At 48.6% G+C, this 26,637-nt stretch carries 21 protein-coding genes, 5 tRNA genes and 4 rRNA genes; 20 read left to right on the forward strand and 10 right to left on the reverse strand.

What is annotated here, in order from left to right:
* Positions 1–6: 6 nt before the first annotated feature.
* Positions 7–798, forward strand: a complete 792-nt coding sequence (locus J4N39_RS00100) for a sporulation protein (protein WP_252020883.1) — start codon at positions 7–9, stop codon at positions 796–798.
* A gap of 68 nt (positions 799–866) precedes the next feature.
* A complete protein-coding gene (trhA, locus tag J4N39_RS00105) occupies positions 867–1,520 on the forward strand; it encodes a PAQR family membrane homeostasis protein TrhA (protein ID WP_252020885.1) in 654 nt (217 codons plus the stop codon).
* Here the strand turns inward: trhA and J4N39_RS00110 are convergent.
* From J4N39_RS00110 to def, 5 genes are read right to left on the reverse strand one after another with little or no spacing between them, the layout of a single operon-like run.
* Entirely contained in the window at positions 1,517–2,962 is a 1,446-nt protein-coding gene (locus J4N39_RS00110; RefSeq protein ID WP_252020887.1) for a TrkH family potassium uptake protein, read from the reverse strand. The two genes, trhA and J4N39_RS00110, sit on opposite strands and share 4 nt — an antisense overlap.
* Before the next feature lie 46 nt (positions 2,963–3,008).
* Positions 3,009–4,385: a Trk system potassium transporter TrkA gene (trkA, locus tag J4N39_RS00115; RefSeq protein WP_252020889.1), complete on the reverse strand. Its 1,377-nt coding sequence runs from the start codon at positions 4,383–4,385 to the stop codon at positions 3,009–3,011.
* Positions 4,386–4,428: 43 nt separating this feature from the next.
* Positions 4,429–5,712 carry a 16S rRNA (cytosine(967)-C(5))-methyltransferase RsmB gene (rsmB, locus tag J4N39_RS00120; RefSeq protein ID WP_252020892.1) on the reverse strand — a complete coding sequence of 428 codons (1,284 nt, stop codon included), beginning with the start codon at positions 5,710–5,712 and terminating at the stop codon, positions 4,429–4,431.
* On the reverse strand, positions 5,712–6,674 hold the full coding sequence (gene fmt / locus J4N39_RS00125) for a methionyl-tRNA formyltransferase (RefSeq protein ID WP_252020894.1): 963 nt from the start codon (positions 6,672–6,674) through the stop codon (positions 5,712–5,714). The genes rsmB and fmt overlap by 1 nt, the downstream gene beginning before the upstream one ends.
* Before the next feature lie 13 nt (positions 6,675–6,687).
* On the reverse strand, positions 6,688–7,200 hold the full coding sequence (def, locus tag J4N39_RS00130) for a peptide deformylase (protein ID WP_252020896.1): 513 nt from the start codon (positions 7,198–7,200) through the stop codon (positions 6,688–6,690).
* Between the two features lie 117 nt (positions 7,201–7,317).
* On the opposite strand from def, the gene J4N39_RS00135 reads away from it, so the two are divergent.
* The 4 genes from J4N39_RS00135 to J4N39_RS00150 are packed head-to-tail and all read left to right on the forward strand — an operon-like array spanning position 7,318 to position 10,435.
* The gene (locus J4N39_RS00135) at positions 7,318–8,304 is read left to right on the forward strand and encodes a LysM peptidoglycan-binding domain-containing protein (protein ID WP_252020898.1); all 987 of its coding nucleotides are present in this window, start codon (positions 7,318–7,320) and stop codon (positions 8,302–8,304) included.
* Positions 8,301–9,398, forward strand: coding sequence for a DNA-processing protein DprA (dprA, locus tag J4N39_RS00140; protein WP_252020900.1), 1,098 nt, complete (start codon positions 8,301–8,303; stop codon positions 9,396–9,398). Before J4N39_RS00135 ends, dprA begins: the two co-directional genes overlap by 4 nt.
* 2 nt (positions 9,399–9,400) lie before the next feature.
* Positions 9,401–9,874 carry a DUF494 family protein gene (locus J4N39_RS00145; protein ID WP_252020902.1) on the forward strand — a complete coding sequence of 158 codons (474 nt, stop codon included), beginning with the start codon at positions 9,401–9,403 and terminating at the stop codon, positions 9,872–9,874.
* The gene (locus J4N39_RS00150) at positions 9,875–10,435 is read left to right on the forward strand and encodes a DNA topoisomerase family protein (RefSeq protein ID WP_252020904.1); all 561 of its coding nucleotides are present in this window, start codon (positions 9,875–9,877) and stop codon (positions 10,433–10,435) included.
* Positions 10,436–10,495: 60 nt separating this feature from the next.
* Here J4N39_RS00150 and J4N39_RS00155 read toward each other — a convergent pair whose 3' ends face one another.
* A complete protein-coding gene (locus J4N39_RS00155) occupies positions 10,496–11,608 on the reverse strand; it encodes a 5-(carboxyamino)imidazole ribonucleotide synthase (protein ID WP_252020906.1) in 1,113 nt (370 codons plus the stop codon).
* A 4-nt stretch (positions 11,609–11,612) separates the two neighbouring features.
* Positions 11,613–12,098, reverse strand: coding sequence for a 5-(carboxyamino)imidazole ribonucleotide mutase (gene purE, locus J4N39_RS00160; RefSeq protein ID WP_252020908.1), 486 nt, complete (start codon positions 12,096–12,098; stop codon positions 11,613–11,615).
* Positions 12,099–12,292: 194 nt separating this feature from the next.
* Between purE and tsaC the strand changes: the two genes are divergently transcribed.
* From tsaC to J4N39_RS00180, 4 genes are all read left to right on the forward strand, one after another.
* Complete coding sequence (gene tsaC / locus J4N39_RS00165) at positions 12,293–12,850, forward strand: L-threonylcarbamoyladenylate synthase type 1 TsaC (protein WP_252020910.1); 558 nt, start codon at positions 12,293–12,295, stop codon at positions 12,848–12,850.
* An 85-nt stretch (positions 12,851–12,935) separates the two neighbouring features.
* On the forward strand, positions 12,936–13,850 hold the full coding sequence (hemF, locus tag J4N39_RS00170; protein ID WP_252020912.1) for an oxygen-dependent coproporphyrinogen oxidase: 915 nt from the start codon (positions 12,936–12,938) through the stop codon (positions 13,848–13,850).
* A 74-nt stretch (positions 13,851–13,924) separates the two neighbouring features.
* Complete coding sequence (gene aroE, locus J4N39_RS00175) at positions 13,925–14,758, forward strand: shikimate dehydrogenase (RefSeq protein ID WP_252020915.1); 834 nt, start codon at positions 13,925–13,927, stop codon at positions 14,756–14,758.
* A 6-nt stretch (positions 14,759–14,764) separates the two neighbouring features.
* Entirely contained in the window at positions 14,765–15,028 is a 264-nt protein-coding gene (locus J4N39_RS00180) for a DUF1488 family protein (RefSeq protein ID WP_252020917.1), read from the forward strand.
* A gap of 17 nt (positions 15,029–15,045) precedes the next feature.
* On the opposite strand, the gene J4N39_RS00185 is transcribed toward J4N39_RS00180, so the two are convergent.
* Entirely contained in the window at positions 15,046–15,594 is a 549-nt protein-coding gene (locus J4N39_RS00185; protein WP_252020919.1) for a gamma carbonic anhydrase family protein, read from the reverse strand.
* 526 nt (positions 15,595–16,120) lie between these two features.
* On the opposite strand from J4N39_RS00185, the gene J4N39_RS00190 reads away from it, so the two are divergent.
* The 9 genes from J4N39_RS00190 (at position 16,121) to J4N39_RS00230 (ending at position 22,079) form a co-directional block, all read left to right on the forward strand.
* A 16S ribosomal RNA gene (locus tag J4N39_RS00190) occupies positions 16,121–17,673 on the forward strand.
* 96 nt (positions 17,674–17,769) lie between these two features.
* Positions 17,770–17,845, forward strand: a tRNA-Glu gene (locus tag J4N39_RS00195).
* A gap of 2 nt (positions 17,846–17,847) precedes the next feature.
* A tRNA-Lys gene (locus J4N39_RS00200) sits at positions 17,848–17,923 on the forward strand.
* A gap of 30 nt (positions 17,924–17,953) precedes the next feature.
* Positions 17,954–18,029: transfer RNA gene (locus tag J4N39_RS00205), tRNA-Val, on the forward strand.
* Between the two features lie 368 nt (positions 18,030–18,397).
* A 23S ribosomal RNA gene (locus J4N39_RS00210) occupies positions 18,398–21,287 on the forward strand.
* A 176-nt stretch (positions 21,288–21,463) separates the two neighbouring features.
* Positions 21,464–21,580: ribosomal RNA gene (rrf, locus tag J4N39_RS00215) — 5S ribosomal RNA — on the forward strand.
* 61 nt (positions 21,581–21,641) lie between these two features.
* Positions 21,642–21,717, forward strand: a tRNA-Thr gene (locus tag J4N39_RS00220).
* A gap of 8 nt (positions 21,718–21,725) precedes the next feature.
* Positions 21,726–21,842, forward strand: a 5S ribosomal RNA gene (gene rrf / locus J4N39_RS00225).
* The 16S, 23S and 5S rRNA genes sit together here with 5 tRNA genes alongside, the layout of an rRNA operon.
* A gap of 160 nt (positions 21,843–22,002) precedes the next feature.
* Positions 22,003–22,079: transfer RNA gene (locus tag J4N39_RS00230), tRNA-Asp, on the forward strand.
* A 286-nt stretch (positions 22,080–22,365) separates the two neighbouring features.
* On the opposite strand, the gene J4N39_RS00235 is transcribed toward J4N39_RS00230, so the two are convergent.
* Positions 22,366–23,568 (reverse strand): NAD(P)-binding domain-containing protein, encoded by a 1,203-nt coding sequence (locus J4N39_RS00235; protein WP_252020921.1) that lies wholly within the window; start codon positions 23,566–23,568, stop codon positions 22,366–22,368.
* Positions 23,569–23,573: 5 nt separating this feature from the next.
* Positions 23,574–24,443: an HTH-type transcriptional activator IlvY gene (gene ilvY, locus J4N39_RS00240; protein ID WP_252020923.1), complete on the reverse strand. Its 870-nt coding sequence runs from the start codon at positions 24,441–24,443 to the stop codon at positions 23,574–23,576.
* Positions 24,444–24,593: 150 nt separating this feature from the next.
* On the opposite strand from ilvY, the gene ilvC reads away from it, so the two are divergent.
* Entirely contained in the window at positions 24,594–26,078 is a 1,485-nt protein-coding gene (gene ilvC / locus J4N39_RS00245; protein WP_252020925.1) for a ketol-acid reductoisomerase, read from the forward strand.
* Positions 26,079–26,637: the final 559 nt, after the last annotated feature.

Here is a 26,637-nt window from a genome sequence, read left to right on the forward strand (position 1 = left end):
GTGGCTATGTCCTTTTTTAAAAAAACACTCGCAAGTTTTGGTATCGGCAGTGCAAAAGTGGATACCGTGATCAGCCAAGAGACCCTGATCCCTGGGGAAAAACTTCATGCGACTATTCATGTTTATGGCGGCTCAACGGCGCAAGAGATCGATAACATAGACGTAAAACTGTGCTGTCAGTACGTGGAGGAAGTTGAAGTAGAGCGTGGCGATAGTGATAGTCGCCGAAAAGAGCGTCAGAAGCGCACCTATGTTTTAGCCTCTTGGCAACTTCCTTACGCATTTACCATTGAACCGAGCTCGGAACGAGAGTTTGAAGTTGAGCTCGATATGCCATGGAACACCCCAGTGACCATTGGGGATGCCAAGGTATGGCTGGACACTGGCTTAGACATTAAGTTAGCGATTGACCCTTCGGATAAAGATGTTTTGACGGTGCGTCCCGATCCTGTGATGGATGGCATTTTCAAGGCACTCGAAGAGCAGGGCTTACGCATTCGTCAAGTTGAGTGCGAAGCGGCGAAAGGCTTTGAACTTCCTTTTGTTCAAGAGTTTGAGTTCGTGCCAACCACAGGGCCGTATCACGGGGTGTGGCGAGAGTTGGAAATCGTGGCTTATCGCGACGAGAACAGTATCAAGCTGTGGTTTGAAATTGATCGTCAGAAGAAAGGTCTTTCCGGTTTGCTGTCCAGTTTCCTAGGCACTGGTGAGTTAAAACGCCACCTCGAAATCGACTCTCAAGTGACACCTGAGCAAGCGGGTGAACAAGTGCTAAATTATTTGGATCAGACCACCTAAAATTTTAGCTTACACTTGTACGCTCAATATGACATACTGATGCCTCAGTCACGTTTTGAGGGGTCGGTATGTCTGTTGCTACAGCCGCTGAATACAGCAAGAAAGAAGAGCTAATCAACGCTCTTACCCATGCACTTGGCATCATTTTTGGCATTATCGGGCTGATTTTTCTGCTGATTAAGTCGGTATCCCACAATGCCGACCCTGTGACCATCACCAGTATGAGTATCTATGGTGGCAGCATTATTTTGCTGTTTCTTGCTTCGACTTTATACCACGCTATCAGTTACCCCAAAGCCAAACGTTGGTTAAAGACCTTAGATCATTGTGCTATCTATTTATTGATTGCAGGCAGTTACACGCCCTTTTTGTTGGTCAGTCTTCGTACCCCTTTGGCGATTGGGCTGATGATAGTGATTTGGAGCATTGCGCTGGTTGGCATATTGCTCAAGATCGCCTTTGTATATCGTTTTAAGCGCTTATCGCTGGTGAGTTATTTAGCCATGGGTTGGCTGTCATTGATCGTGATATATCAGTTGGCGCTGCATCTAGATATCGGCGGGCTCACCTTGCTAGCGGTAGGTGGCATCGTTTATTCGTTGGGGGTGATTTTCTATGTGAATAAACGCATCCCATACAACCATGCGATTTGGCATGGGTTTGTTCTCGCCGGCTGCGCTTGCCATTTCTTTGCGATTTATTGGTTTGTCACTCCCGTCTAGCGACGCCAAAACGCAGGGAAAAACAGCACTAAAAGGGTAAGGATCTCAAGCCTCCCCATCAGCATACCAATACTTAATACCCATTTGGCTGCATCTGGTAATGGGGCAAAGTTCCCCGTTGGGCCAATCACTGAGCCCATTCCCGGCCCTACATTGGCGACCGCTGTTACCGCGCCGGAGATACTGGTGACAGGATCAAGTCCTAGCGTACTCAAGATGGCGGCAATGGTGATGATGGTAATAAAAAACGTCAGGGCAAAAGCCACCACCGAGCGCACGATATCGTCATTCACTGGGCGTTGATTGTATTTTTGCACAAATACCCCAGACGGATGCACCAAACGCAGCATCTGCTTGTTCAGCAAAGTGATAGCGATTTGAAAACGAAATACCTTGATGCCGCCAGCCGTTGAACCAGAGCACCCACCCGCCATCAATAAAAAGGCGAACAGTACCGTAGGCAGTGCGCCCCAAGCTCCGAAATCTTCTAAGCCAAACCCAGTGGTCGTCACCACGGAAATGATATTGAATAAAGAGACCCGTAGTGCATCAAGGATGGTATAGCCGTTGTGCAACCATAGCCAAGTCGCCACCACCAATGCACATCCTAATACTAGGTAAGTAAAGCCTCTGACCTGGGCATCATTAATTAAACTGCTGGCTTGGCGTTTTTTGAGTGCCACGACAAACAGCAAGAACGGCAGTCCCCCCAGATACATAAACAGAGTACCAACCCAGTGAGCACCATTGCTGAAATGATTCATAGAACCATCGGAGGTGGAGTAGCCACCCGTGGATAGGGTGGTAAAAGCGTGATTGATGGCATCAAACAGGTTCATGCCAGTTAGCAGATAGCCAAGAATACATAGCAAGGTCAAACAGAGGTAGACGTTAACAATGTTGATCGCTACGTTCTTCATACGTGGCGAACTCTTCTCTGACCAATCAGAAGATTCGGTTTGAAACAGTCGCATCCCGCCAACATTGAGCATTGGCAAAATAGCCACGCCCATAACGATAAAACCGATGCCACCTAACCACTGCAAAATCGAGCGCCACAATAAGATGCTCGGTGCCATGGTATCGAGACCGCTTAATACGGTTGAACCGGTTGTGGTGATGCCGGACATGGTTTCAAAGTAGGCATCGGTAAAGCTGATGTGATTGATAAATACAAACGGCAAAGCTGCGAAGGCGCTGGCGATAGTCCACACCAAAGAGGTGATCAAAAACATATCGCGTACCCCAAGTCGAAACTTGGCGGTTCGACCAATAGTTAAGCAAACAAAGGCGACGCTGTGCAAGATGATGACCGATTGGCCAAATTCGATGAAGCCGCCAGTGCCGGTAAAAAAGGCGACGGCGGTTGGCACATACATAAACAGCGCCAGCTTAGACAACACCAAACCAATGACAAACAGTATCGGACGAAAATTCACCATGCTTACTGACCAGTTTTGTTTTGTGGCTAACGCAGCGTCAATGCGATTAGAGGAAGAACGGGCTCGGTTGGAACAGGCGCTCCACTTCTGGCACGTATTTCTTATCGACTAAGAACATCACCACGTGATCGTCTTGTTCGATAACCGTGCGGTCATGGGCGATGAGCACTTCTTCACCACGTACAATTGCACCAATGGTTGTACCCGGTGGTAATTTGATGTCACCCACGGCACGGCCGACCACTTTAGAGGTGGTTTCATCACCGTGAGCGATGGCTTCAATGGCTTCAGCGGCCCCTCGGCGCAGAGAGGATACGTTTACGATATCCGCTCGTCGTACGTGAGTAAGCAAGGCAGAAATGGTCGCTTGCTGAGGTGAGATCGCCACATCGATGGCACCACCTTGAACTAGATCAACGTAAGCACCACGCTGGATAAGCACCATGACTTTTTTAGCGCCCAGACGTTTCGCCAGCATCGCAGACATGATGTTGGTTTCATCTTCGTTGGTTAGCGCGATAAATACGTCAACTTGGTCGATGTTCTCTTCGGTCAGTAGCTCTTGGTCTGCAGCATCACCACAAAAGACGATGGTATTTTCTAACTGTTCGGAGAGCTTTTCGGCGCGCGGTAAGTTGCGTTCTATCAGCTTAACGCTGTACTGACTCTCAAGGCGCTTAGCCAAGCTTGAGCCGATGTTACCACCGCCAACAATCATGATGCGGCGATACGGTTTTTCGAGGCGCTGCATTTCACTCATTACTGAGCGAATGTGGTTGCTGGCTGCGACGAAGAACACTTCGTCATCGGCTTCAATGATGGTGGTGCCTTGCGGACGAATTGGACGCCCTTGACGGAAAATAGCCGCCACACGGGTATCGATGTGCGGCATGTGCTCACGTAAGGTCGACAGTGCATTACCCACTAATGGACCACCGTAGTAGGCTTTCACTGCCACTAGGCTGACTTTGCGTTCGGCAAAGCTCACCACTTGTAGTGCACCAGGGTATTGGATCAGGCGCTCAACATAGCTGGTCACTAGCTCTTCGGGAGCGATTAGGTGATCGACCGGAATCGCACCGGATTGAAATAGGGCATCTTTTTGTGCGAGATATTGAGGCGAGCGAATACGTGCCACTCGGTTAGGGGTGTTGAACAGGGTGAAGGCGACCTGACAAGCCGCCATATTGGTCTCATCGGTATTGGTGACCGCCACCAACATATCAGCATCTTGAGCACCTGCCTCTTGCAGGGTTTCTGGGTGGCTTGCATGACCATTTACTACTCGAAGGTCGTATTTGTCTTGCAGCTCTCGTAGGCGCTCACTGTCTCGGTCAACGACCGTGATGTCATTGTTTTCGCCGACTAAGTTTTCCGCCAAAGTACCGCCAACTTGGCCAGCACCCAAAATGATGATTTTCATCCTTCACCTGTTGTTCGTTTTGTCGTGGCATTACGCCACTGACTTAATCTGCCTTACGCAGCACTGCGTAGTAGAAGCCATCCATATCTTCTTCACCCGGTAGGATCTGACGACCCGGGTTGCTTGGGTCAGAGTCGATAAGCGTGGCATCATCCTTACGTGCAAGGAACGCTTTCACCTGCTGGCTATTCTCTTGCGGAGTGATAGAACAGGTCGCATAGACTAGCGTACCGCCCGGCTTCAGCTGTTGCCACATTGCGTCGATAATTTCGCTCTGGAGTGTTGCCAGCGCCTCAATATCGCTGCCACGACGTAGCCACTTGATATCTGGATGACGACGAATCACACCAGTCGCAGAACAAGGCGCATCGAGCAAGATGCGATCAAACTGCTCGCCTTGCCACCACTCACTTGGGGTACGTGCATCACCACATACTACTTTTGCTTTCAGGTTAAGACGCTCAAGATTATCGTAAACACGCTTTAGACGAGTCTCGTCACAATCGATCGCAACCACCTCGGCTTGGTTGTCGGTACGCTCAAGGATATGCGCCGTTTTACCACCCGGAGCTGCGCAGCAATCTAGGATCAGCTCACCCGCTTTTGGTGTTAAGTACTCAGCCGATAACTGAGCGGCCGCATCTTGTACCGATACCCAACCTTGCTCAAAGCCTGGCAGGTTGTACACATCGGTTGGCGACGCCAACTTTAGCGCATCGCTTGCTTGGCTGTGCTCAGTGGCTTCAATGTTTTCATTTTTGAGCAGTTCAAGGTACGCCGCTCGGTCATGGTGTTGGCTGTTTACACGCAGCCACATTGGTGCCTTGTGGTTATTGGCTTCAACGATCTGCTCCCAGCTTTCTGGGTAGGCTTCACGCAGTAGCTTAAGCAGCCAGCTTGGGTGACCATATTTGCCAGCATCGTGAGATACGGCTTTCTGATCCAGCTCTTCTTGGCTGCGCTGGTAGTTGCGCAGTACAGCATTGATAAGACCACGTAGACGTGGACCTTTCAGCGTTTTGGTGCCTTCAACCGTTTCACCGACAGCAGCGTGAGCTGGGATACGCATAAAGCTCAGTTGGTAGATGCCCACCAAAATCAGGAAGTGGAACACACGCTGTTTGCCTTTTAACGGCTTATCCATCAACTCATTGGTGGTCGACTCTAAGCGTGGCAGGTAGCGCAATACGCCGTAGCAAATCTCTTGCAACAGCGCATGGTCTCTTGGGCGGATTTCCTGTTGAGCAACAGGCAATACGTTAGATAGGGACTGTCCTTGATCCACTACTTGAAACAGCACTTTGGCTGCGGCGGCACGTACGTTCATTAGTTCTCTCGCTTAAGGGGTAGCTGACTGCCAACTTCAAACCAGCTGCTGCGGGCGTTTAGGATATCTTGTACTGACATCGCTTTCTTACCCGGTACCTGTAACTGTTCTAGTACTAGCACTTGTTTGCCAGTTGCCACATAGATACCTGTCTTATCAGCTTTCAAGATGGCGCCAGCAGGCTTATCTGAAGACTCAGCTTCCACTCGGCTCTGCCACACTTTGACGTTTTGATCGGAAACGATAAAGTAGCTCATCGGCCACGGGTTAAATGCACGCACGCAACGCTCGATATGCTCAGCATCATCTTGCCAGTCGATAAGCGCTTCTTCTTTGCTTAGTTTCTTGGCATAGTTAGCCAGCTCATCATCTTGCTTGGTTGCAACAGCAGTGCCTGCAGCGATATCTGCTAGACACTCAACCATTGCGGTCGGACCAAGTTTTGCCAGCTTTTCATACATAGAAGCGCTGGTGTCCGTTGCATCGATAGGGGTGGTAGCAATCTTTAGCATATCACCAGTATCTAGACCGATATCCATCTGCATGATAGTCACGCCTGTCTCGTTATCACCCGCCCAGATTGAGCGTTGGATCGGCGCAGCACCACGCCAGCGAGGCAGGATAGAACCGTGCACGTTGATGCAGCCAAGACGAGGGGTATCAAGAACCACTTGAGGCAGCAGTAGGCCATACGCTACGACAACCATGATGTCAGCGTTTAGTTCAGCAAGCTGCTGTTTCGCTTCATCAGATTTAAAGTTCTCTGGCTGATAAACCGGAATGTTGTTTTCCAGCGCGATGTTTTTCACTGGACTAGCAGTTAGCTTCTTGCCACGACCCGCTGGGCGGTCTGGCTGGGTGTAAACTGCAATAACTTCGTGCTCCGAAGACAACAACGCCGCCAAGTGGCGGGCGGCGAAGTCCGGAGTACCTGCAAAGACAATACGTAGTGACTGGCTCAAGGTAACCTCGTGATTATTTGTTTTTTTCGTTGAAACGTTTGATTTTTTCTAGCTTATCTTTAATACGCTTGCGCTTAAGCGGCGATAGGTAATCAACGAACAGCTTGCCTTCTAGGTGGTCAAGCTCATGCTGAACACAGATAGCTAGCAGATCATCCGCTTCGAAAGTGAACTCTTCACCTTCACGGTTCAGTGCTTTTACTGAAACTTCTGATGCACGAGCAACCAGTGCGCGAGCGCCCGGTACCGATAGACAGCCTTCTTCAATGCCATCTTCGCCGCGCTTGTCGGTGATCTCTGGGTTGATAAGCACCATCGGCTCATCACGAGTCTCAGAGATATCAATAACCACGATACGCTGGTGGATATCTACTTGAGTAGCCGCAAGGCCGATACCTTCTTCGTCGTACATGGTTTCAATCATGTCATCAACGATGGTTTGAATTTCTGGGGTGACTTCTTCTACCGGTTTGGCGACGGTACGTAGACGCTCGTCCGGGAAAGTTAATACTTGTAATACAGACATATACACTCTAAATGTTGAACTGTGCCGAAGCAGCTAAATCCTGATTGGCTCAATTCTAGACATTTTATACCCCAAATGACAGCATCCAAAGCAATCTGCCGCTAGGGAGCTATTGGGATGAAAGGGAAATTGAGCAAGGTTAGCCGTGTTATGAGCATCAGTTTAGCATGCCTGATGAGCAATAGTCTTGCCTGGGCAGGCAGCTTAGATTTTCGCCAAGACGCACCCAGCCAATACACGATTAAAAAAGGCGACACTTTGTGGGATATTTCCGAGCTGTATCTCAAATCTCCATGGCGTTGGCCCGAGCTTTGGCAAGCAAATCAGTACATTCAAAATCCCCATCTTATCTATCCCGGTGATAGCTTGTGGTTAACTTGGAAAGATGGCGTGCCGACGCTGCGCTTATCCAGACAAGATGCCCCCAATACTGTGGCGATCGCTCCCGTGATCAATTCACAAACTGAGCAGCAAATACAGCGAATCAGGTTGGTGTCATCAAGCGATCTAGAAGGTGCGAATCAGATTGAATCGGGCCTTAATCAACGCACTCTATTTAGTGCTGGCGACTTGGTGCACCTTCAGCATGCGGTAGAAAATACTCGCTATGCCATCTACCGAACCGTCTCAACACATTCAGTAATAGGGCGCGATGACGACATGTTGGTATTAAAGCAACTTGGCAGCGTTACCCTAGTCGATATAAAAGATAACCAAAGTCGGATTGCACAAATTGAAGGCAATACCTTGGAAGTCAAAGCTGGGGATTGGGTACTTCCCGTATTGTTGTCGACGGATGAACCTATCGAGCCAACGCCTGCACCATCAGAGCTGACAGCGACCATTTTGGGTAATACTGAGAATAGTCACTACAGCTACCAAGACGCCATCGTGGTGATAGACAAAGGTTATGCCGACGGGATTGAATTAGGCCAAGTGTTTCGGCTAGTTGAGTCACAAGAGTTAGCCAGTCTGCCCAATCAGACTTTAGGTTTGGCGATGGTGCTTAAAAGTTATCATCACTACAGTTTGGCTAAAGTCACCGCCAGTCATCAGCCGATCGCCAATCAGACCCTGTTGATAGCCCCTGAGACGCAAGAGTGAATTCACCTGATATTTGGATTCGCTTGTGCGCCGCTCCCGGTTTAGGCGCTGTAAAGGTCGCCAAACTGGTGGCTAAAGTCGGTGCCAAGCAGTTAGCTGCCGCCGATCAAAGCGAGCTTGCCACCTACGGCTTATCAACCACTCAAACTAAGGTAGTGTCAGATCACAATCACCCCAGTGTTGTGAGTGCACTGGAGTGGCAACAAGCGAGTACAGAGCATCACATTATTACCCTAGACAGCGTGCACTATCCGCCATTGCTGGCACAGGCGCCAGCAGCGCCTCCGGTGCTATACGTCAAAGGTGACCTAGATACCTTAAAGCAGCCACAGATAGCCATTGTCGGCAGTCGTAACGCCTCTCCGGATGGGCTCGACAACGCTTACCATTTTGCCCACCACTTAGCAAAAAGCGGGTTCACCATCACCAGTGGCTTAGCGTTAGGCATTGATGGCCGAGCACATAAAGGTGCACTTGATGCGCAAGGCACGACGGTCGCCGCACTAGGTTGTGGGCTCAATAGGCTCTACCCAGCTAAACATAAGCGGTTATCTCAGCAAGTTGCAGAAAATGGTGCCTTGGTATCAGAATTGCCACCCGATACACCGCCAAGAGCGGATTTCTTTCCACGTCGCAATCGAATTATCAGTGGCTTATCTGCTGGGGTGCTGGTGATTGAAGCAGCGCAAAAGAGTGGCTCTCTCATCACCGCAAGATACGCACTGGAGCAAGGGCGAGAGGTGTTTGCCTTACCCGGTTCCATTCATAACCCCAACGCACGAGGGTGTAACGACTTGATAAGAGATGGCGCTTCGCTTATCCAGTGTAGTCAACAGTTACTCGAAGAAGTTGAATCTTTGGTGACATGGTCAATAAGCCAACAAACATCTATATTTGAAGTAGAAGACGATGTACAAGAATTGCCATTTCCTCAACTAATGGCTAACGTAGGGTTTGAACCAACACCCGTTGATATTCTTGCACAGCGCACCCATATACCTGTGCATGAAGTCATGATGCAACTGCTGGAGCTTGAGCTCGATGGGCACGTTGCTGCTGTACCTGGTGGCTATATTCGAAAGGGGAGGGGCTAGCTATGATGGATATTCTGATGTATCTATTCGAGACATACATCCACAGCGATGTGGAGCTGAATGTCGACCAAGATGAGCTGGAAGATGAGCTTAAACGCGCTGGTTTCCACCAAGATGAAATTTACAAAGCCCTGAATTGGTTAGAAGAGTTGGCTGCATTGCAGCAAACCGATGCTCAATCTGCCATTGCAACGGGGTCGTCGACTTCGACACGTATTTATACCGATAAAGAGTGCATGCGCCTAGATATTGAGTGTCGTGGCTTTTTGTTGTTCTTAGAGCAGGTCAAAGTGCTGACGAACGAAACTCGTGAGTTAGTCCTAGACCGAGTCATGGGATTGGAAACACAGGACTTCCAACTCGATGATCTAAAGTGGATTGTATTGTTGGTGTTGTTTAATGTACCTGGCAATGAAAATGCGTACACCCAGATGGAAGAGTTGTTGTACACCACAGAAACTGGAGTGCTGCATTAATTGAGCGGTAAAATCGATCACAGCCTATTTTCGGCTCATGAACACGCACTAGAGAGCCAAGATTGCCCCCAGTGTGATGGTAAGTTGAGCCTGAAACATGGCAAGCACGGCCCATTTCTTGGCTGTGGAAACTACCCAAGTTGTGACTATATTCAGCCCCTGCATCAAAATGATGGTCACGTGGTCAAAGAACTTGGTGTTCCATGTCCAGAGTGTGGTAACGAACTCCTGCTTCGCCAAGGCCGCTACGGTATGTTCATTGGATGCAGTGCTTATCCGCAGTGTCAGCACATCGAGTCTTTGGATCAGCCAACTGAAAAATCACAACTCGAGGTCGCTTGCCCTGAGTGTGGTAAAGGCCAATTAACCGAGCGTAAATCTCGTTATGGTAAAACTTTTTATGCTTGCGATCAGTACCCTAAATGCAAGTTTGCGGTCAATCACAAACCAATGCGTGGGGTCTGCTCGAAGTGCCAGTTCCCACTCTTAATTGAGAAGAAGCTCGCCAGTGGCATTAAGCTGCAATGTGCAGATCGTAAGTGTCAGCACACCCAAGCATAAAACCTGAAAAAAACGGCGCATCATTCGATGCGCCGTTTCTATATCATCTAAGTTATTTGCTTAGCGAGGCAGTGCCGGGAAAGCCTCGGCACTTAGTACCTGACCAAGCTCAAGCAGTGCTTGTTGTAGCGCTTGCTGACTATCCGCCGATACGTTGATATGCCCCATCTTACGACCAGGACGTTTATCTTTGCCGTACCAGTGGATATGACAGCTTGGCATTGCCAATACTTCTTCTGGCAGCGTGTCTTCACCGAGAATGTTCACCATCGCTGTTGGGCGTAGTAGACGAGTATCACCCAAAGGCATACCGCATACCGCACGTAGGTGGTTCTCAAACTGACAAACCGATGCGCCTTGTTGGCTCCAGTGACCCGAGTTGTGTACGCGCGGCGCAATCTCGTTAACCAGTAGCTCACCTTTTACATCGAAGAACTCAAGTGCAAGCACGCCAACATAATCGAGGCTTTCTGCTACCGCTGTGAACATCTGCTTCGCTTGTGCTTGCAGTGTTTCATCTTCAATAGCGGTTGATAGGCTTAGTACGCCATTGGTGTGTACGTTCTCAGCCAGCGGGTAAACCGCAATCTCGTCTTCTTGGTTGCGAGCACCGACCAGAGAAACCTCACGGCAGAAAGGCACAAACTCTTCAGCAACGATAGCTTGAGTTGGGGTGTCTGCAATGCACTGCGCCATTTCAGTCCAGATCTGATCCGCATCGGCAGCATCTTTTAGACGCCATTGACCTTTACCGTCGTAACCACCTAGAGCACTTTTCAGCACCATAGGGATGCCAACATGGGCAATCGCCTTATCGAAATCTTCACGAGTCTCGATCACTGCATACTTCGCATTCTTCACACCCGCATTATCGAGTAGTGCTTTTTCAATGCGGCGATCACCACCGGCTTTGATAGCGTCAGTGGTTGGGTAGAACTTGCCGCTCTTCTCACACACATCCAGCACATCGTGAGGGATATGTTCAAACTCAGCCGTGATCACATCAGCACTATCGATAGCGGCTTGCAGGCCGTTACCGATCACCTGCTGCGTCAGTGGGTGCACGATATTCTCGCTGCCCACATCAAATGCAGAGATCTTGATATTTAGTGGTGCGCCAGCAAGTGACATCATTCGAGCCAGCTGACCAGCACCTAGTACCAGCACGTGCATGGGATTAGTCCTCAGCTGGGTTTGGGTTCGCTAGAACCGTTTCAGTTTGCTCAGCGCGGAACGCTTCAACTTTTGCCATGATCGCTTCATCGTGCGTACCTAGGATCTGCGCCGCTAGGATACCTGCGTTTGCCGCACCTGCTTCACCGATAGCCAGAGTACCTACTGCGATGCCTTTAGGCATCTGTACGATAGATAGTAGAGAGTCCATGCCTTTAAGAGCACGAGACTGAACAGGAACACCAAGTACTGGTAGGCTAGTAAATGCTGCCGCCATACCTGGAAGGTGAGCTGCGCCGCCAGCACCAGCGATGATCACTTTAATGCCACGATCTTTTGCACCATTTGCGTAGTCAGCAAGCAGTTGTGGAGTACGGTGAGCAGAAACCACTTTTGTTTCGTACTCAACACCAAACTTGTCCAGCATGTCTGCTGCAAGTTTCATGGTAGGCCAGTCAGATTTAGAACCCATGATGATACCGACTTTCATCTCAAACTCCTTCAAAGCGTTAAATTGGATGCGCTGATAATTTGCGCGCATTATACGTAGATTTTGTGACAAGGAAAACGTTTGCGTGAGTGTCGGTTAAGATCTGACATATTTTATAAACAAATAGATTTAGTCAGCAGCGGAATTAGTTTGTACACTCTGGCCTGAAAATCATAGATAGATAGGAAGCCAGCGTGGAGAATTTTGAACAGGCACTGCGAGCACTGCAGCAAGGTGAAGTGATTGCCTACCCAACCGAAGGGGTTTTTGGTGTGGGTTGTGATCCAGATAATGCCCAAGCGGTGCAAAAGCTGTTGGCGGTAAAACAGCGACCAGTAGAAAAGGGGCTGATCTTGATTGCAGGCGACTATCAGCAACTGCTTCCTTATATCGATGAAAGTCAGCTGACTAAAGAGCAGCTCCAAGCCGTGCATGCCTCTTGGCCAGGGCCAGTCACTTGGATAATGCCGGCCAGTGATAAGGTTTCGAACTGGGTATCAGGCCAGTTTGACTCAATTGCAGTACGCGTAACAGACCACCCACTAGTACAGCAGGTGTGTTCAGCATTTGGAAAACCCATTACGTCAACCAGTGCTAACCTAACCGGACAGCCGCCATGTAAAACCAACCAAGAAGTAGAGCAACAGTTGGGCCACACCCAAGTCGTTTTGCTCCGAGGTGAGACGGGTGGTCGAGATAAACCAAGTGAAATAAAAGACGCAAAAACCGCACAAGTGTTGCGCCAAGGCTAGCGCCAATCGTTGAAATGAATTACAACATCTAGGGCGTGCTGAGTTTGATACTCAGCACGCCCTAATAATAAGGATAAAAGTAATTATGTCAGCCATAGATAAAGTCGCAGTAAAGCAGTTTCTGATGGAGCTGCAAGACCATATTTGCCATCAGCTTGAGCAAGCGGATGGCGAAGCAAAATTTGTAGAAGATGCTTGGCAGCGTGAACCTGGCGAGCGTCTTGGCGGTGGCGGCCGCACTCGAGTGATGAAAGAGGGGGCGGTATTTGAGCAAGGTGGCGTGAACTTCTCCCACGTTCAAGGCAAAGAAATGCCCGCTTCTGCCACTGCGCACCGACCTGAGCTCGCTGGCAGAAAGTTTGAAGCAATGGGCGTGTCTTTGGTCATACACCCCAACAATCCTTATGTGCCTACCTCTCATGCCAATGTTCGCTTCTTTATTGCTGAAAAAGAGGGAGAAGAGCCTATCTGGTGGTTTGGTGGTGGATTTGATCTCACGCCTTTTTATCCGTTTGAACAAGATTGCCAAAGCTGGCATGACACCGCCAAACAGATCTGTGCACCATTTGGTGACGACTTATATACCGAGCACAAAGAGTGGTGTGACCGATATTTTTATCTTCCACATCGAGAAGAAACACGTGGTGTCGGAGGTCTGTTCTTTGATGACTTGAATCAGTGGGAATTTGATAAGTGTTTTGACTATATGAAAGCGGTGGGTCAAGGTTATACCCAAGCTTATGTACCTATCGTCGAGCGCCGAAAAGCGATGGCGTTTGGAGAGCGAGAGCGTCAGTTCCAGCTATACCGTCGTGGTCGATATGTTGAATTCAACTTAGTATTAGATAGAGGCACTCTGTTTGGTCTACAAACAGGTGGTCGCACTGAGTCAATTTTGATGTCGATGCCGCCATTGGCCCGCTGGGAGTATAGTTACCAACCTGAAGCTGGCAGTGAAGAAGCGAAACTCTACGATTACCTAAAACCAATCAACTGGTAAGTCTTTTTTCCCTCTATATATAGTGATAGGGTCATGAGAGTGACCCTTTTATCGTTTATGGAGCAAACTAGGATATGGACCACCAAGTTGACAAATACGCCGTGTTCGGCAACCCGATCTCACAAAGTAAATCTCCCTTTATCCATACTCTGTTTGCACGCCAAACTAGTCAAAACCTTGAGTACACCGCATTAACAGCGCCACCAGAGGAGTTTGCTCCAGCAGCGAAAGCCTTTTTTACTCAAGGCGGTAAGGGCTGTAATATTACCGCTCCATTTAAAGAGCAGGCGTATCAATTTGCCGATCGCTTGACCGAGCGAGCTAAGCTTGCTGGAGCCGTGAACACCCTCAAAAAGCTTGATGATGGTGAGATCATTGGTGATACCACCGACGGTGCAGGTCTAGTTCAGGATCTGCTGGCGATGCAGGTACAACTCAAAGACGCTCGAATTTTGCTAATAGGTGCGGGTGGTGCAGCTCGAGGTGTTATCCAACCTCTACTTGAGCAAAATCCTAAACAACTAGTGATCACTAACCGCACTTTTGCCAAAGCGCAGACGCTTGCCGAGATGTTTTCCGAGTATGGAAACATCACCTCTATAGCTATGGAGGAAGTTACCCAGGCGTTCGATGTAGTCATTAATGCCTCATCATCAGGCTTGCACGGTGACTTGCCAGCTATTTCAGCGAGTATCTTTGATACTCATACCACCTGTTATGACATGGTTTACGGCAAGGGTGTTACTCGATTTAATCAATGGGCGCTCGATAACGGTGCGGCTAAAGCATTTGATGGTCTTGGTATGCTGGTGGGGCAAGCTGCAGAAAGCTTTATGCTTTGGCGTGGATTAAGACCTGGTACTAAACAGATTTTACGAGAACTAAGAAAGAACTTAGAAGGCCAATAATAGAAGATGAATCAGTCGATACTTTTTCCTGATATTCAGCAGTGGGACGAGCAAAGCGCTCAAATCACTTTTCCAGCACAACAATCTGGTGCTTTGATTGAGTGTGTGATCAGTAAAGCTAAGTTAGAGCAGCTGAGTGGTCAATCTATACAAGGAGAAGCACAAGCACTTCAGGTCTTCAGCGAATTGCGATTCGACCTAGAAGAGCTTGCGGAAGAGTATATAGAAGATGAAGAGTTCAACTCAGAGGGTCAAGCTGAACTCGGCTAGCCCCTAATCAATGACTGTTAGCCAACAACCTCTACTTCATTTAAGTAGTCATTTTTGTTCTGCACATAGTTATCAGCAGACTTTTGCAAGAAAGCACGCTCTTCTTCTTTTAGTGGGCGTGCTTGTTTCACCGGACTGCCCACATAAAGAAAGCCTGATTCTAATACCTTCCCAGGTGGCACCAAGCTGCCCGCCCCAATCATTACATCATCTTCGATAACTGCACCATCGAGCACGATAGCACCCATGCCGACTAAGACTCGGTCTTTAATTATGCAGCCATGCAGCATCACTTTGTGGCCAATAGTGACATCATTACCAATAATTAGTGGGTAGCCATTTGGGTTGGCTTGGTTTTTATGGGTAACGTGCAACACACTCCCATCTTGGATATTAGTGCGGTCACCAATACGAATAGAGTTAACATCACCTCGTGCAGCGACGAGTGGCCAGATACCAACATCGTCACCAATAACAATATCCCCAACCAATACAGAGCTACTGTCTATATAGACGTTAGAGCCTATCTGTGGTGCGATACCTTTATAACTGCGCAAGCTGCTCATAATTTCTCCTTTAGTAGGGGCTTTTTAAGGTTTGAAGCCAAGAATACTAGTAAAAATAGGCGTTTTTGAATAGAAAATACCCAAACAACAAGAAAATCAGAAAAAATGCAAAAAAAGGGTTGCCAACGTGACGGCGATCTCTATAATGCCACCTCGCTGACACGGGATGGCTTCGAAAGAAACCAAATGCCAGTTAGCAAGGTCACTTAGCCAAGCGAATTGCTTGAAAAAGTTTTGAAAAAAGTGGTTGACACTAAAACTTAACTCGCTAAAATGGCCGTCCACTTTGAGAGGTTACTCACAAAGTGAGTCGAAAGACAAAAAGCTCTTTAACAATTTAAACCTATCAATCTGTGTGGGCACTCGTTGATGATAATCAAAATAGATACTTCGGTATCAACAATGATTTCAATGAACAGAGTGACCAATTCGATAACTTAGTTATCGGCACAGTCAATTCAAACATTACTAGTGCTATTTATTTAGCAAGAGCAATGTTCAGTATTCATTGAGTCGACAAAATCTTAAATTGAAGAGTTTGATCATGGCTCAGATTGAACGCTGGCGGCAGGCCTAACACATGCAAGTCGAGCGGAAACGAGTTATCTGAACCTTCGGGGAACGATAACGGCGTCGAGCGGCGGACGGGTGAGTAATGCCTGGGAATATGCCTTGATGTGGGGGATAACTATTGGAAACGATAGCTAATACCGCATAATGCCTTCGGGCCAAAGAGGGGGACCTTCGGGCCTCTCGCGTCAAGATTAGCCCAGGTGGGATTAGCTAGTTGGTGAGGTAATGGCTCACCAAGGCGACGATCCCTAGCTGGTCTGAGAGGATGATCAGCCACACTGGAACTGAGACACGGTCCAGACTCCTACGGGAGGCAGCAGTGGGGAATATTGCACAATGGGCGCAAGCCTGATGCAGCCATGCCGCGTGTATGAAGAAGGCCTTCGGGTTGTAAAGTACTTTCAGCAGTGAGGAAGGCATTAACGTTAATAGCGTTAGTGTTTGACGTTAGCTGCAGAAGAAGCACCGGCTAACTCCGTGCCAGCAGCCGCGGTAATACGGAGGGTGCGAGCGTTAATCGGAATTACTGGGCGTAAAGCGCATGCAGGTGGTTTGTTAAGTCAGATGTGAAAGCCCGAGGCTCAACCTCGGAACTGCATTTGAAACTGGCAGGCTAGAGTACTGTAGAGGGGGGTAGAATTTCAGGTGTAGCGGTGAAATGCGTAGAGATCTGAAGGAATACCGGTGGCGAAGGCGGCCCCCTGGACAGATACTGACACTCAGATGCGAAAGCGTGGGGAGCAAACAGGATTAGATACCCTGGTAGTCCACGCCGTAAACGATGTCTACTTGGAGGTTGTGGCCTTGAGCCGTGGCTTTCGGAGCTAACGCGTTAAGTAGACCGCCTGGGGAGTACGGTCGCAAGATTAAAACTCAAATGAATTGACGGGGGCCCGCACAAGCGGTGGAGCATGTGGTTTAATTCGATGCAACGCGAAGAACCTTACCTACTCTTGACATCCAGAGAAGCCAGCGGAGACGCAGGTGTGCCTTCGGGAACTCTGAGACAGGTGCTGCATGGCTGTCGTCAGCTCGTGTTGTGAAATGTTGGGTTAAGTCCCGCAACGAGCGCAACCCTTATCCTTGTTTGCCAGCGAGTAATGTCGGGAACTCCAGGGAGACTGCCGGTGATAAACCGGAGGAAGGTGGGGACGACGTCAAGTCATCATGGCCCTTACGAGTAGGGCTACACACGTGCTACAATGGCGCATACAGAGGGTTGCCAGCCAGCGATGGTGAGCGGATCCCAAAAAGTGCGTCGTAGTCCGGATTGGAGTCTGCAACTCGACTCCATGAAGTCGGAATCGCTAGTAATCGTGGATCAGAATGCCACGGTGAATACGTTCCCGGGCCTTGTACACACCGCCCGTCACACCATGGGAGTGGGCTGCAAAAGAAGCAGGTAGTTTAACCTTCGGGAGGACGCTTGCCACTTTGTGGTTCATGACTGGGGTGAAGTCGTAACAAGGTAGCCCTAGGGGAACCTGGGGCTGGATCACCTCCTTATACGAAAGATTATCTTTGATTAGTGTCCACACAGATTGATTAGGTTTATTAAGTAAGAGAGTTTTGAATATGTCCCCCAAGACATGTTCGCGCAGTGTCCCGTTCGTCTAGAGGCCTAGGACACCGCCCTTTCACGGCGGTAACAGGGGTTCGACTCCCCTACGGGATACCATTGGGTCGTTAGCTCAGTTGGTAGAGCAGTTGACTTTTAATCAATTGGTCGCAGGTTCGAATCCTGCACGACCCACCATTCTTCTCCACGAAGAATTAAAACTTATGTGGGCGATTAGCTCAGTTGGGAGAGCACCTGCCTTACAAGCAGGGGGTCACTGGTTCGAGCCCGGTATCGCCCACCATTCTCTAAGAATTTTTGGATTAGGATTTTCCAAACCACTTCAGTTTAATGAATATGTGGTTGGAATTTTTGTCGCCTAAGAGTCCTTAGAAAATGTTTATTCTTCGCTCTCTGTTAGCAAAGAAAACATTGCTCTTTAACAATTTGGAAAGCTGACGAATAACAACAATCCCCATATCTTCGGATATGCGTTGTTATTCAAATTAAAAGTTCTCAAATCCTATATCTCTTAGAGATGTAGGTACCAACACACATTCAAGTGTTCTTGGAAATTTGAGTCCGGCAAAATCGAATGTTATCTCGCTCATTCAATAATGAGATAACGAACCTTGGTTGTTTGCCATACGCAAAGACCCCTTCGGGTTGTATGGTTAAGTGACTAAGCGTACACGGTGGATGCCTTGGCAGTCAGAGGCGATGAAAGACGTATTAACTTGCGATAAGCCCAGATTAGGTAGTAAAAACCATTTGAGTCTGGGATTTCTGAATGGGGAAACCCGGCCGCACAAGCGGTCATCACTAACTGAATACATAGGTTAGTGAAGCGAACTCGGGGAACTGAAACATCTAAGTACCCGAAGGAAGAGAAATCAACCGAGATTCCGAAAGTAGCGGCGAGCGAAATTGGATTAGCCCTTAAGCTTTTAATGCGTTAGACGAATGTTCTGGAAAGTTCAACGATACAGGGTGATAGTCCCGTAGTTGTCGACGCATCATCAGTGAAATCGAGTAGGGCGGGACACGTGATATCCTGTCTGAATATGGGGGGACCATCCTCCAAGGCTAAATACTACTGACTGACCGATAGTGAACCAGTACCGTGAGGGAAAGGCGAAAAGAACCCCTGTGAGGGGAGTGAAATAGAACCTGAAACCGTGTACGTACAAGCAGTAGGAGCCTCCTTGTGGGGTGACTGCGTACCTTTTGTATAATGGGTCAGCGACTTATATTCAGTGGCAAGGTTAACCATCTAGGGGAGCCGTAGGGAAACCGAGTCTTAACTGGGCGATGTAGTCTCTGGATATAGACCCGAAACCAGGTGATCTAGCCATGGGCAGGTTGAAGGTTGAGTAACATCAACTGGAGGACCGAACCGACTAATGTTGAAAAATTAGCGGATGACTTGTGGCTAGGGGTGAAAGGCCAATCAAACCTGGAGATAGCTGGTTCTCCCCGAAAGCTATTTAGGTAGCGCCTCGGACGAATACTACTGGGGGTAGAGCACTGTTAAGGCTAGGGGGTCATCCCGACTTACCAACCCTTTGCAAACTCCGAATACCAGTAAGTACTATCCGGGAGACACACGGCGGGTGCTAACGTCCGTCGTGGAGAGGGAAACAACCCAGACCGCCAGCTAAGGTCCCAAATTACTACTAAGTGGGAAACGATGTGGGAAGGCTCAGACAGCCAGGATGTTGGCTTAGAAGCAGCCATCATTTAAAGAAAGCGTAATAGCTCACTGGTCGAGTCGGCCTGCGCGGAAGATGTAACGGGGCTAAGTAGTAAACCGAAGCTGCGGCTGCATACTTTGTATGCGGGGTAGGGGAGCGTTCTGTAAGCGGTTGAAGGTGGTCTGTAAGGGCTGCTGGACGTATCAGAAGTGCGAATGCTGACATGAGTAACGATAAAGGGGGTGAAAAACCTCCTCGCCGGAAGACCAAGGGTTCCTGTCCAACGTTAATCGGGGCAGGGTAAGTCGACCCCTAAGGCGAGGCCGAAAGGCGTAGTCGATGGGAAACGGGTTAATATTCCCGTACTTCTTACAATTGCGATGGGGGGACGGAGAAGGCTAGGTGGGCCTGGCGACGGTTGTCCAGGTTCAAGTACGTAGGCGGAAGAATTAGGTAAATCCGGTTCTTCTTAACGCTGAGATACGATGTCGAGCATCTACGGATGTGAAGTCATTGATGCCATGCTTCCAGGAAAAGCCTCTAAGCTTCAGATTGTAAGGAATCGTACCCCAAACCGACACAGGTGGTCGGGTAGAGAATACCAAGGCGCTTGAGAGAACTCGGGTGAAGGAACTAGGCAAAATGGTACCGTAACTTCGGGAGAAGGTACGCTCTTGTGGGTGAAGTCCCTTGCGGATGGAGCTAACGAGAGTCGCAGATACCAGGTGGCTGCAACTGTTTATTAAAAACACAGCACTGTGCAAAATCGTAAGATGACGTATACGGTGTGACGCCTGCCCGGTGCCGGAAGGTTAATTGATGGGGTTAGACGTAAGTCGAAGCTCTTGATCGAAGCCCCGGTAAACGGCGGCCGTAACTATAACGGTCCTAAGGTAGCGAAATTCCTTGTCGGGTAAGTTCCGACCTGCACGAATGGCGTAATGATGGCCACGCTGTCTCCACCCGAGACTCAGTGAAATTGAAATCGCTGTGAAGATGCAGTGTACCCGCGGCTAGACGGAAAGACCCCGTGAACCTTTACTACAGCTTGGCACTGAACATTGACCCTACATGTGTAGGATAGGTGGGAGGCTTTGAAACTTGGGCGCCAGTTCAAGTGGAGCCGTCCTTGAAATACCACCCTTGTAGTGTTGATGTTCTAACTTAGACCCCTAATCGGGGTTGAGGACAGTGCCTGGTGGGTAGTTTGACTGGGGCGGTCTCCTCCCAAAGAGTAACGGAGGAGCACGAAGGTGGGCTAAACACGGTTGGACATCGTGTGGTTAGTGCAATGGCATAAGCCCGCTTGACTGCGAGAATGACAATTCGAGCAGGTGCGAAAGCAGGTCATAGTGATCCGGTGGTTCTGTATGGAAGGGCCATCGCTCAACGGATAAAAGGTACTCCGGGGATAACAGGCTGATACCGCCCAAGAGTTCATATCGACGGCGGTGTTTGGCACCTCGATGTCGGCTCATCACATCCTGGGGCTGAAGTCGGTCCCAAGGGTATGGCTGTTCGCCATTTAAAGTGGTACGCGAGCTGGGTTTAGAACGTCGTGAGACAGTTCGGTCCCTATCTGCCGTGGGCGTTGGAAGATTGAAGGGGGCTGCTCCTAGTACGAGAGGACCGGAGTGGACGAACCTCTGGTGTTCGGGTTGTCATGCCAATGGCATTGCCCGGTAGCTAAGTTCGGAATCGATAACCGCTGAAAGCATCTAAGCGGGAAGCGAGCCCTGAGATGAGTCTTCCCTGGCACTTTAAGTGTCCTAAAGGGTTGTTCGAGACTAGAACGTTGATAGGCAGGGTGTGTAAGCGTTGTGAGGCGTTGAGCTAACCTGTACTAATTGCCCGTGAGGCTTAACCATACAACACCCAAGGGGTTTTGATGGACTCAAAGCAAGAACAGATTGAATGTGTAGAGACGGTAAACGGCGAGCGGCTAAGGGCCGACGGCGTGAGAACAAAGAACAGCTTTCCAGATTATTATCGCTAGACCCCGTTGGCCGAATGCCGATGGTCGTTTACCGATAAACAGAATTTGCTTGGCGACCATAGCATTGTGGACCCACCTGATTTCCATGCCGAACTCAGAAGTGAAACGCAATAGCGCCGATGGTAGTGTGGGGCTTCCCCATGTGAGAGTAGGACATCGCCAGGTTCTAATTTAGAATGAGCCCGCATAAATTGCGGGCTTTTTTCGACTTATCGAAAGATTTTGTGCTGATATAGCTCAGTTGGTAGAGCGCATCCTTGGTAAGGATGAGGTCCCCAGTTCGACTCTGGGTATTAGCACCACTATTTTTCTTGACGACCATAGCATTGTGGACCCACCTGATTTCCATGCCGAACTCAGAAGTGAAACGCAATAGCGCCGATGGTAGTGTGGGGTTTCCCCATGTGAGAGTAGGACATCGTCAGGATTTGAACACTAATTGCTGCTGTAACTTGCATCTTTTGATTCTGCGATGCTCATGTACATACGTACACTGCGCTTCTCAAATCAAAATCTGACGGCGTTACAACAACAATTTGAAGTCCAAAGCGAAGATATATAAGACTTTGGATACAACAGTTTGGTGCGGAGTGGTAGTTCAGTTGGTTAGAATACCGGCCTGTCACGCCGGGGGTCGCGGGTTCGAGTCCCGTCCACTCCGCCACTTATACGAAAGCCTCGTCGATTGACGAGGCTTTTTTGCGTTTATAGGCCTCAGCGATCGTTGGGGCTTTGTTGAATTTTACGGTTAAGGGGACGCTCCGCTAACGGACGCTGGCGCTAAGGGTAAAAGGGAAGAGCAGACCGACCGAAGTATTTGACAAAGGCAGCCAAAAAATCATCTTGCTCAACCCTTCAACCCTTCAACCCTTCAACCCTTCAACCCTTCAACCCTTCAACCCTTCAACCCTTCAACCCTTCAACCCTTCAACCCTTCAACCCTTCATTAATTACTCATACCCATAGAAGTGCTCAAGCCACTGTTGAGCGATGCTGATTTCGTCGGATTCACTCATCAACTGGATGCCGTTTTCGACTTTTTGATTGAGCAGTTTTAGCCCTGCCAGCATGTGAGCAGCCTCGAATAGGAACAACGTTGGGTCGCCCATGCCGGTTTTGAATGGGGTGTTGGCGGACTCTCCCTGTGCTAGGAGGTATAAACTGCGCCCATTACGGGTACGATATTCCTTCACCAGTGCATTGCCGTTTATTTCGGTTAGACAGCCCGATCGAATCAATTTTGGTAGGTTGAGCTCATCATCGGCCGAGGTGACTGTCGCAATGACTCGATCTGCGGGTAGGTTATCAAGTGCCGACTCTGGTAGGGCACCACTGCCAGTGCAGCAAAACAGCATGGTACATTGCGAAATGAGCTTCTCTACCGATGCAGCTTTCACCCCATTGCGAGGAAAGTGAGTCAGCTTGCGAGGATCTCGGTCAGAGATCATTAAATTTCCTATCGCTTTGCCTTTGAGGTGTTTGATCACCCCTTGGCCTAAGTTACCGGCTCCGATCACACCGATCTTAAGCAGATCGTCATTATTGAGTTTCAAACCAAACTCTTCTCTTAGGATGTGATCTGAGTAATGCACGATACACTCGGAAGCTTCGTAATCCGCTGGGGTTTTGATACTTAGATGAGAGACACTGATCAGTGGTTTGGTTAGAGGCTTATCTTGATATTTGTAATAGCCGTTGGCCGTTAGCTCTGTAAACCCAATCAATTGCTTTTCAAAAACCTGGCATAGGTAGGGAGAAACTTCTGCAAAATAGCCGCCATGGTCGAGTATGAGTAGCTTTTGGTGCGGTTTGAGGTATTTGTTGATTAACTCAACAGCGAACACCTTTTGCTTAAGTGCGCTTTTAATGTTGTTTTGTTCAACCACATGACAACCTGCCAACTTTTTCACCGTGGTTTGGATGCTATCACAGCCCTTTGAAGTGGCCTCTTTGGGCACAAATAACAAGGTGTCGGAGATGGAAGACAGTACATTGACGTATGGAAGTGAACCTTCGTAACTGTGCATCACCGAAACAATCATTAAGTTTTTAGGCTTAGGGTGACTGTCAGCAATGGAACGAAGGAACTGGTAGCCCCGAGATGCAAAATGGTCTGAATAGTAGCTTTGCGTAAGAATTGGGGTGGATATCATTATTATTATTCCTGATTGCGCCGGAACAGGTCCAGCAGCGCTTTTAATAGTGGTTCATCGTGTCGGCTTCGCCTGCAGCACAAACCCAATTCGAGCGCTTCTATTTGCTCCATGCGTCTGACTCGGCTTCCTACCGGGCTATTATCGATGACCACGTCCGGTGCGATACCGATACCACAGCCTAAAGCTACCATACTGACAATTGCTTCATGGCCACCGACCTGAGCATATATATGAGGTCTAACCTTCTTATTTTTCAACCACCTATCTGCTTTTTCTCGCGCAGTCCCTGAATCAGGAAGAATATAAGGAAATAACGACCAGTCAGGGTTGTCATCTATCACTAAGCCAGCCTGAGGAAACAGCGGTGCGATCACCGACATATCCACTTTGCCTAGCTCAACATATGTCAGTGCATTGGGCATGTTTTGTGGTTTTGCGGTGATAGCGATATCCGCTTGGTCTTGAAAAATCTTATCAATCGCTTGAGCAGGGTCACCCGTGAGCAGCTGAATTTCTACGTGAGGGTACTGCTCTCTAAAGCGACTCAGAATATCGGGGAGGTGACTATAGCTGGCGGTCACTGAACAAAATAGGGTGACTTTGCCTGCAAGAGCATCATGTTGGGTGATTTCAGCCTTGGCTTCTTGCCACTTGGCTGCAATGGTGGCGGCATGTGGAAGCAAGGTTTTCCCCGCAGGTGTCAGCTCGACACTGCGCTTGTCACGAATGAATAGTGGTTGCTCAAATTCATCCTCTAGCCTTTGAATGATTCGGCTTAACGCTGATGGGCTGACATGCATGGCTTGAGCCGTTTGGGAAAAACTTTTGCTCTCACATAAGTGTAAAAATAGTTGGATACTCTTGATGTTCATCTGGCGACCCGATTAAAAATTCATCTGTTGCATTTTTTGCAATGAGTTGTTGTGAATATAGCACTTTTCGCAACAAAGAATATGACATATAGTCAAACCATTCGACGAAGAGCGTCGACCTAAGGAACAGAATTCACGGAGTTTTTTGATATGGCTAACTACTTTAACACCCTAAATTTGCGCGAGCAGCTTGATCAACTTGGTCGTTGTCGTTTTATGGACCGCGAAGAGTTCGCAACAGAAGCGGATTACCTAAAAGGCAAAAAAGTGGTCATCGTTGGTTGTGGTGCTCAGGGTCTAAACCAAGGCCTGAACATGCGTGACTCTGGCCTAGATGTGGCTTACGCCCTTCGTCAGGCTGCGATTGATGAGAAGCGTCAGTCGTTCAAAAATGCTAGCGAAAATGGTTTTGAAGTTGGTGCATACGAAGATCTAATTCCTAAAGCTGACTTGGTGGTTAACCTAACTCCAGACAAACAACACTCAAACGTTGTTGAAACAGTAATGCCTCTAATGAAAGAAGGCGCTGCACTGGGTTACTCTCACGGTTTTAACGTGGTTGAGGAAGGTATGCAAATCCGTTCTGACCTTACGGTTGTGATGGTTGCACCTAAGTGTCCTGGTACTGAAGTACGTGAAGAGTACAAGCGTGGTTTCGGTGTTCCGACGCTAATCGCTGTTCACCCAGAGAATGACCCGAAAGGTGAAGGTTGGGATATCGCTAAAGCGTGGGCGGCTGCAACTGGTGGTCACCGTGCAGGTTGTCTTGAGTCTTCATTCGTTGCCGAAGTTAAATCTGACCTAATGGGTGAGCAAACCATCCTATGTGGCATGCTACAAGCGGGTTCAATCGTATGTTACGAGAAGATGATTGCTGATGGCATCGATGCAGGTTACGCAGGCAAACTTCTACAGTACGGTTGGGAAACCATCACTGAAGCGCTGAAGTTTGGTGGCATCACTCACATGATGGATCGCCTATCTAACCCAGCAAAAGTTAAAGCATTTGAGCTTTCTGAAGAGCTTAAAGAGCTAATGCGCCCGCTATACAACAAGCACATGGATGACATCATTCAAGGTGAATTCTCATCAACTATGATGGCTGACTGGGCTAACGATGACGTGAACCTACTAGGCTGGCGTGCAGAGACAGGCGAAACAGCATTTGAGAACTACCCAGAGTCTGACGTAGAAATCTCAGAGCAAGAGTACTTCGACAACGGTATCCTAATGGTTGCTATGGTTCGTGCAGGTGTTGAACTGGCATTTGAAGCGATGACTGCTTCAGGCATCATCGATGAGTCAGCTTACTACGAATCACTACACGAACTACCGCTTATCGCAAACACTATCGCACGTAAGCGTCTATACGAAATGAACGTTGTAATCTCAGATACAGCTGAGTACGGTAACTACTTGTTTGCAAATGTTGCGACTCCACTACTACGTGAGAAGTTCATGCCATCAGTAGACACTGACGTTATTGGTAAAGGTCTAGGCGAAACGTCTAACCAAGTAGATAACGCAACTCTAATCAAGGTGAATGAAGTTATTCGTAACCACCCTGTTGAGTACATCGGTGAAGAGCTACGCGGTTACATGACAGACATGAAGCGTATCGCTGTAGGCGGCTAATGTTTTTTTAATAAACGCAGTGTTTTATATGGAGCCTCGTCGAATGACGGGGCTTTTTAGTATTCGGCGAGCGGTAAGCGGTTATCGGAAATAGATAACCACGACCCTTTACCGTTAGCAAAGCGTCCGTTAGCGTGGCGCCCGATGACCGGCTCTTAAAACAAGAAAACCCCGATACTTGCGTATCGGGGTCGTAGTCTTACTCGCAGCAATCCGGCTACTCAAAGTGCTCCATGCATCTTTCCGTGATAGTGGCTTAAATCCGTAGCCTAATTCCTTACATCGCCTTCCTGACGGTGTCCTATCATCCTTAATAGCTAGTCTTCCTACTAGCGCACATCGCTTGTTCCTTGAGCGGTGTCCTTTACATCATCCTGATGTATGTTCCTTGCTGCCATCCTGACAGTGTCCTTGTTCATCATCCTGATGTATGTTCCTTGCTGCCATCCTGACAGTGTCCTTGTTCATCATCCTGATGTATGTTCCTTGCTGCCATCCTGACAGTGTCCTTGTTCATCTTCCTGATGAATCTTCCGTGCCATCGTCCTGATGGTATCCT

The sequence above is a fragment of the Vibrio sp. SCSIO 43136 genome, assembly GCF_023716565.1.
GTDB lineage: Bacteria > Pseudomonadota > Gammaproteobacteria > Enterobacterales > Vibrionaceae > Vibrio.

What these genes read in the sequence shown, in the direction of transcription:
- J4N39_RS00100 (WP_252020883.1), top strand. Translation starts at nt 7, where the DNA reads ATGTCCTTTTTTAAAAAAACACTCGCAAGTTTTGGTATCGGCAGTGCA.
- trhA (WP_252020885.1), top strand. Translation starts at nt 867, where the DNA reads ATGTCTGTTGCTACAGCCGCTGAATACAGCAAGAAAGAAGAGCTAATC.
- J4N39_RS00110 (WP_252020887.1), bottom strand. Translation starts at nt 2,962, where the DNA reads ATGGTGAATTTTCGTCCGATACTGTTTGTCATTGGTTTGGTGTTGTCT.
- trkA (WP_252020889.1), bottom strand. Translation starts at nt 4,385, where the DNA reads ATGAAAATCATCATTTTGGGTGCTGGCCAAGTTGGCGGTACTTTGGCG.
- rsmB (WP_252020892.1), bottom strand. Translation starts at nt 5,712, where the DNA reads ATGAACGTACGTGCCGCCGCAGCCAAAGTGCTGTTTCAAGTAGTGGAT.
- def (WP_252020896.1), bottom strand. Translation starts at nt 7,200, where the DNA reads ATGTCTGTATTACAAGTATTAACTTTCCCGGACGAGCGTCTACGTACC.
- J4N39_RS00135 (WP_252020898.1), top strand. Translation starts at nt 7,318, where the DNA reads ATGAAAGGGAAATTGAGCAAGGTTAGCCGTGTTATGAGCATCAGTTTA.
- J4N39_RS00145 (WP_252020902.1), top strand. Translation starts at nt 9,401, where the DNA reads ATGATGGATATTCTGATGTATCTATTCGAGACATACATCCACAGCGAT.
- J4N39_RS00155 (WP_252020906.1), bottom strand. Translation starts at nt 11,608, where the DNA reads ATGCACGTGCTGGTACTAGGTGCTGGTCAGCTGGCTCGAATGATGTCA.
- purE (WP_252020908.1), bottom strand. Translation starts at nt 12,098, where the DNA reads ATGAAAGTCGGTATCATCATGGGTTCTAAATCTGACTGGCCTACCATG.
- hemF (WP_252020912.1), top strand. Translation starts at nt 12,936, where the DNA reads ATGTCAGCCATAGATAAAGTCGCAGTAAAGCAGTTTCTGATGGAGCTG.
- aroE (WP_252020915.1), top strand. Translation starts at nt 13,925, where the DNA reads ATGGACCACCAAGTTGACAAATACGCCGTGTTCGGCAACCCGATCTCA.
- J4N39_RS00180 (WP_252020917.1), top strand. Translation starts at nt 14,765, where the DNA reads ATGAATCAGTCGATACTTTTTCCTGATATTCAGCAGTGGGACGAGCAA.
- J4N39_RS00185 (WP_252020919.1), bottom strand. Translation starts at nt 15,594, where the DNA reads ATGAGCAGCTTGCGCAGTTATAAAGGTATCGCACCACAGATAGGCTCT.
- J4N39_RS00235 (WP_252020921.1), bottom strand. Translation starts at nt 23,568, where the DNA reads ATGATATCCACCCCAATTCTTACGCAAAGCTACTATTCAGACCATTTT.
- ilvY (WP_252020923.1), bottom strand. Translation starts at nt 24,443, where the DNA reads ATGAACATCAAGAGTATCCAACTATTTTTACACTTATGTGAGAGCAAA.
- ilvC (WP_252020925.1), top strand. Translation starts at nt 24,594, where the DNA reads ATGGCTAACTACTTTAACACCCTAAATTTGCGCGAGCAGCTTGATCAA.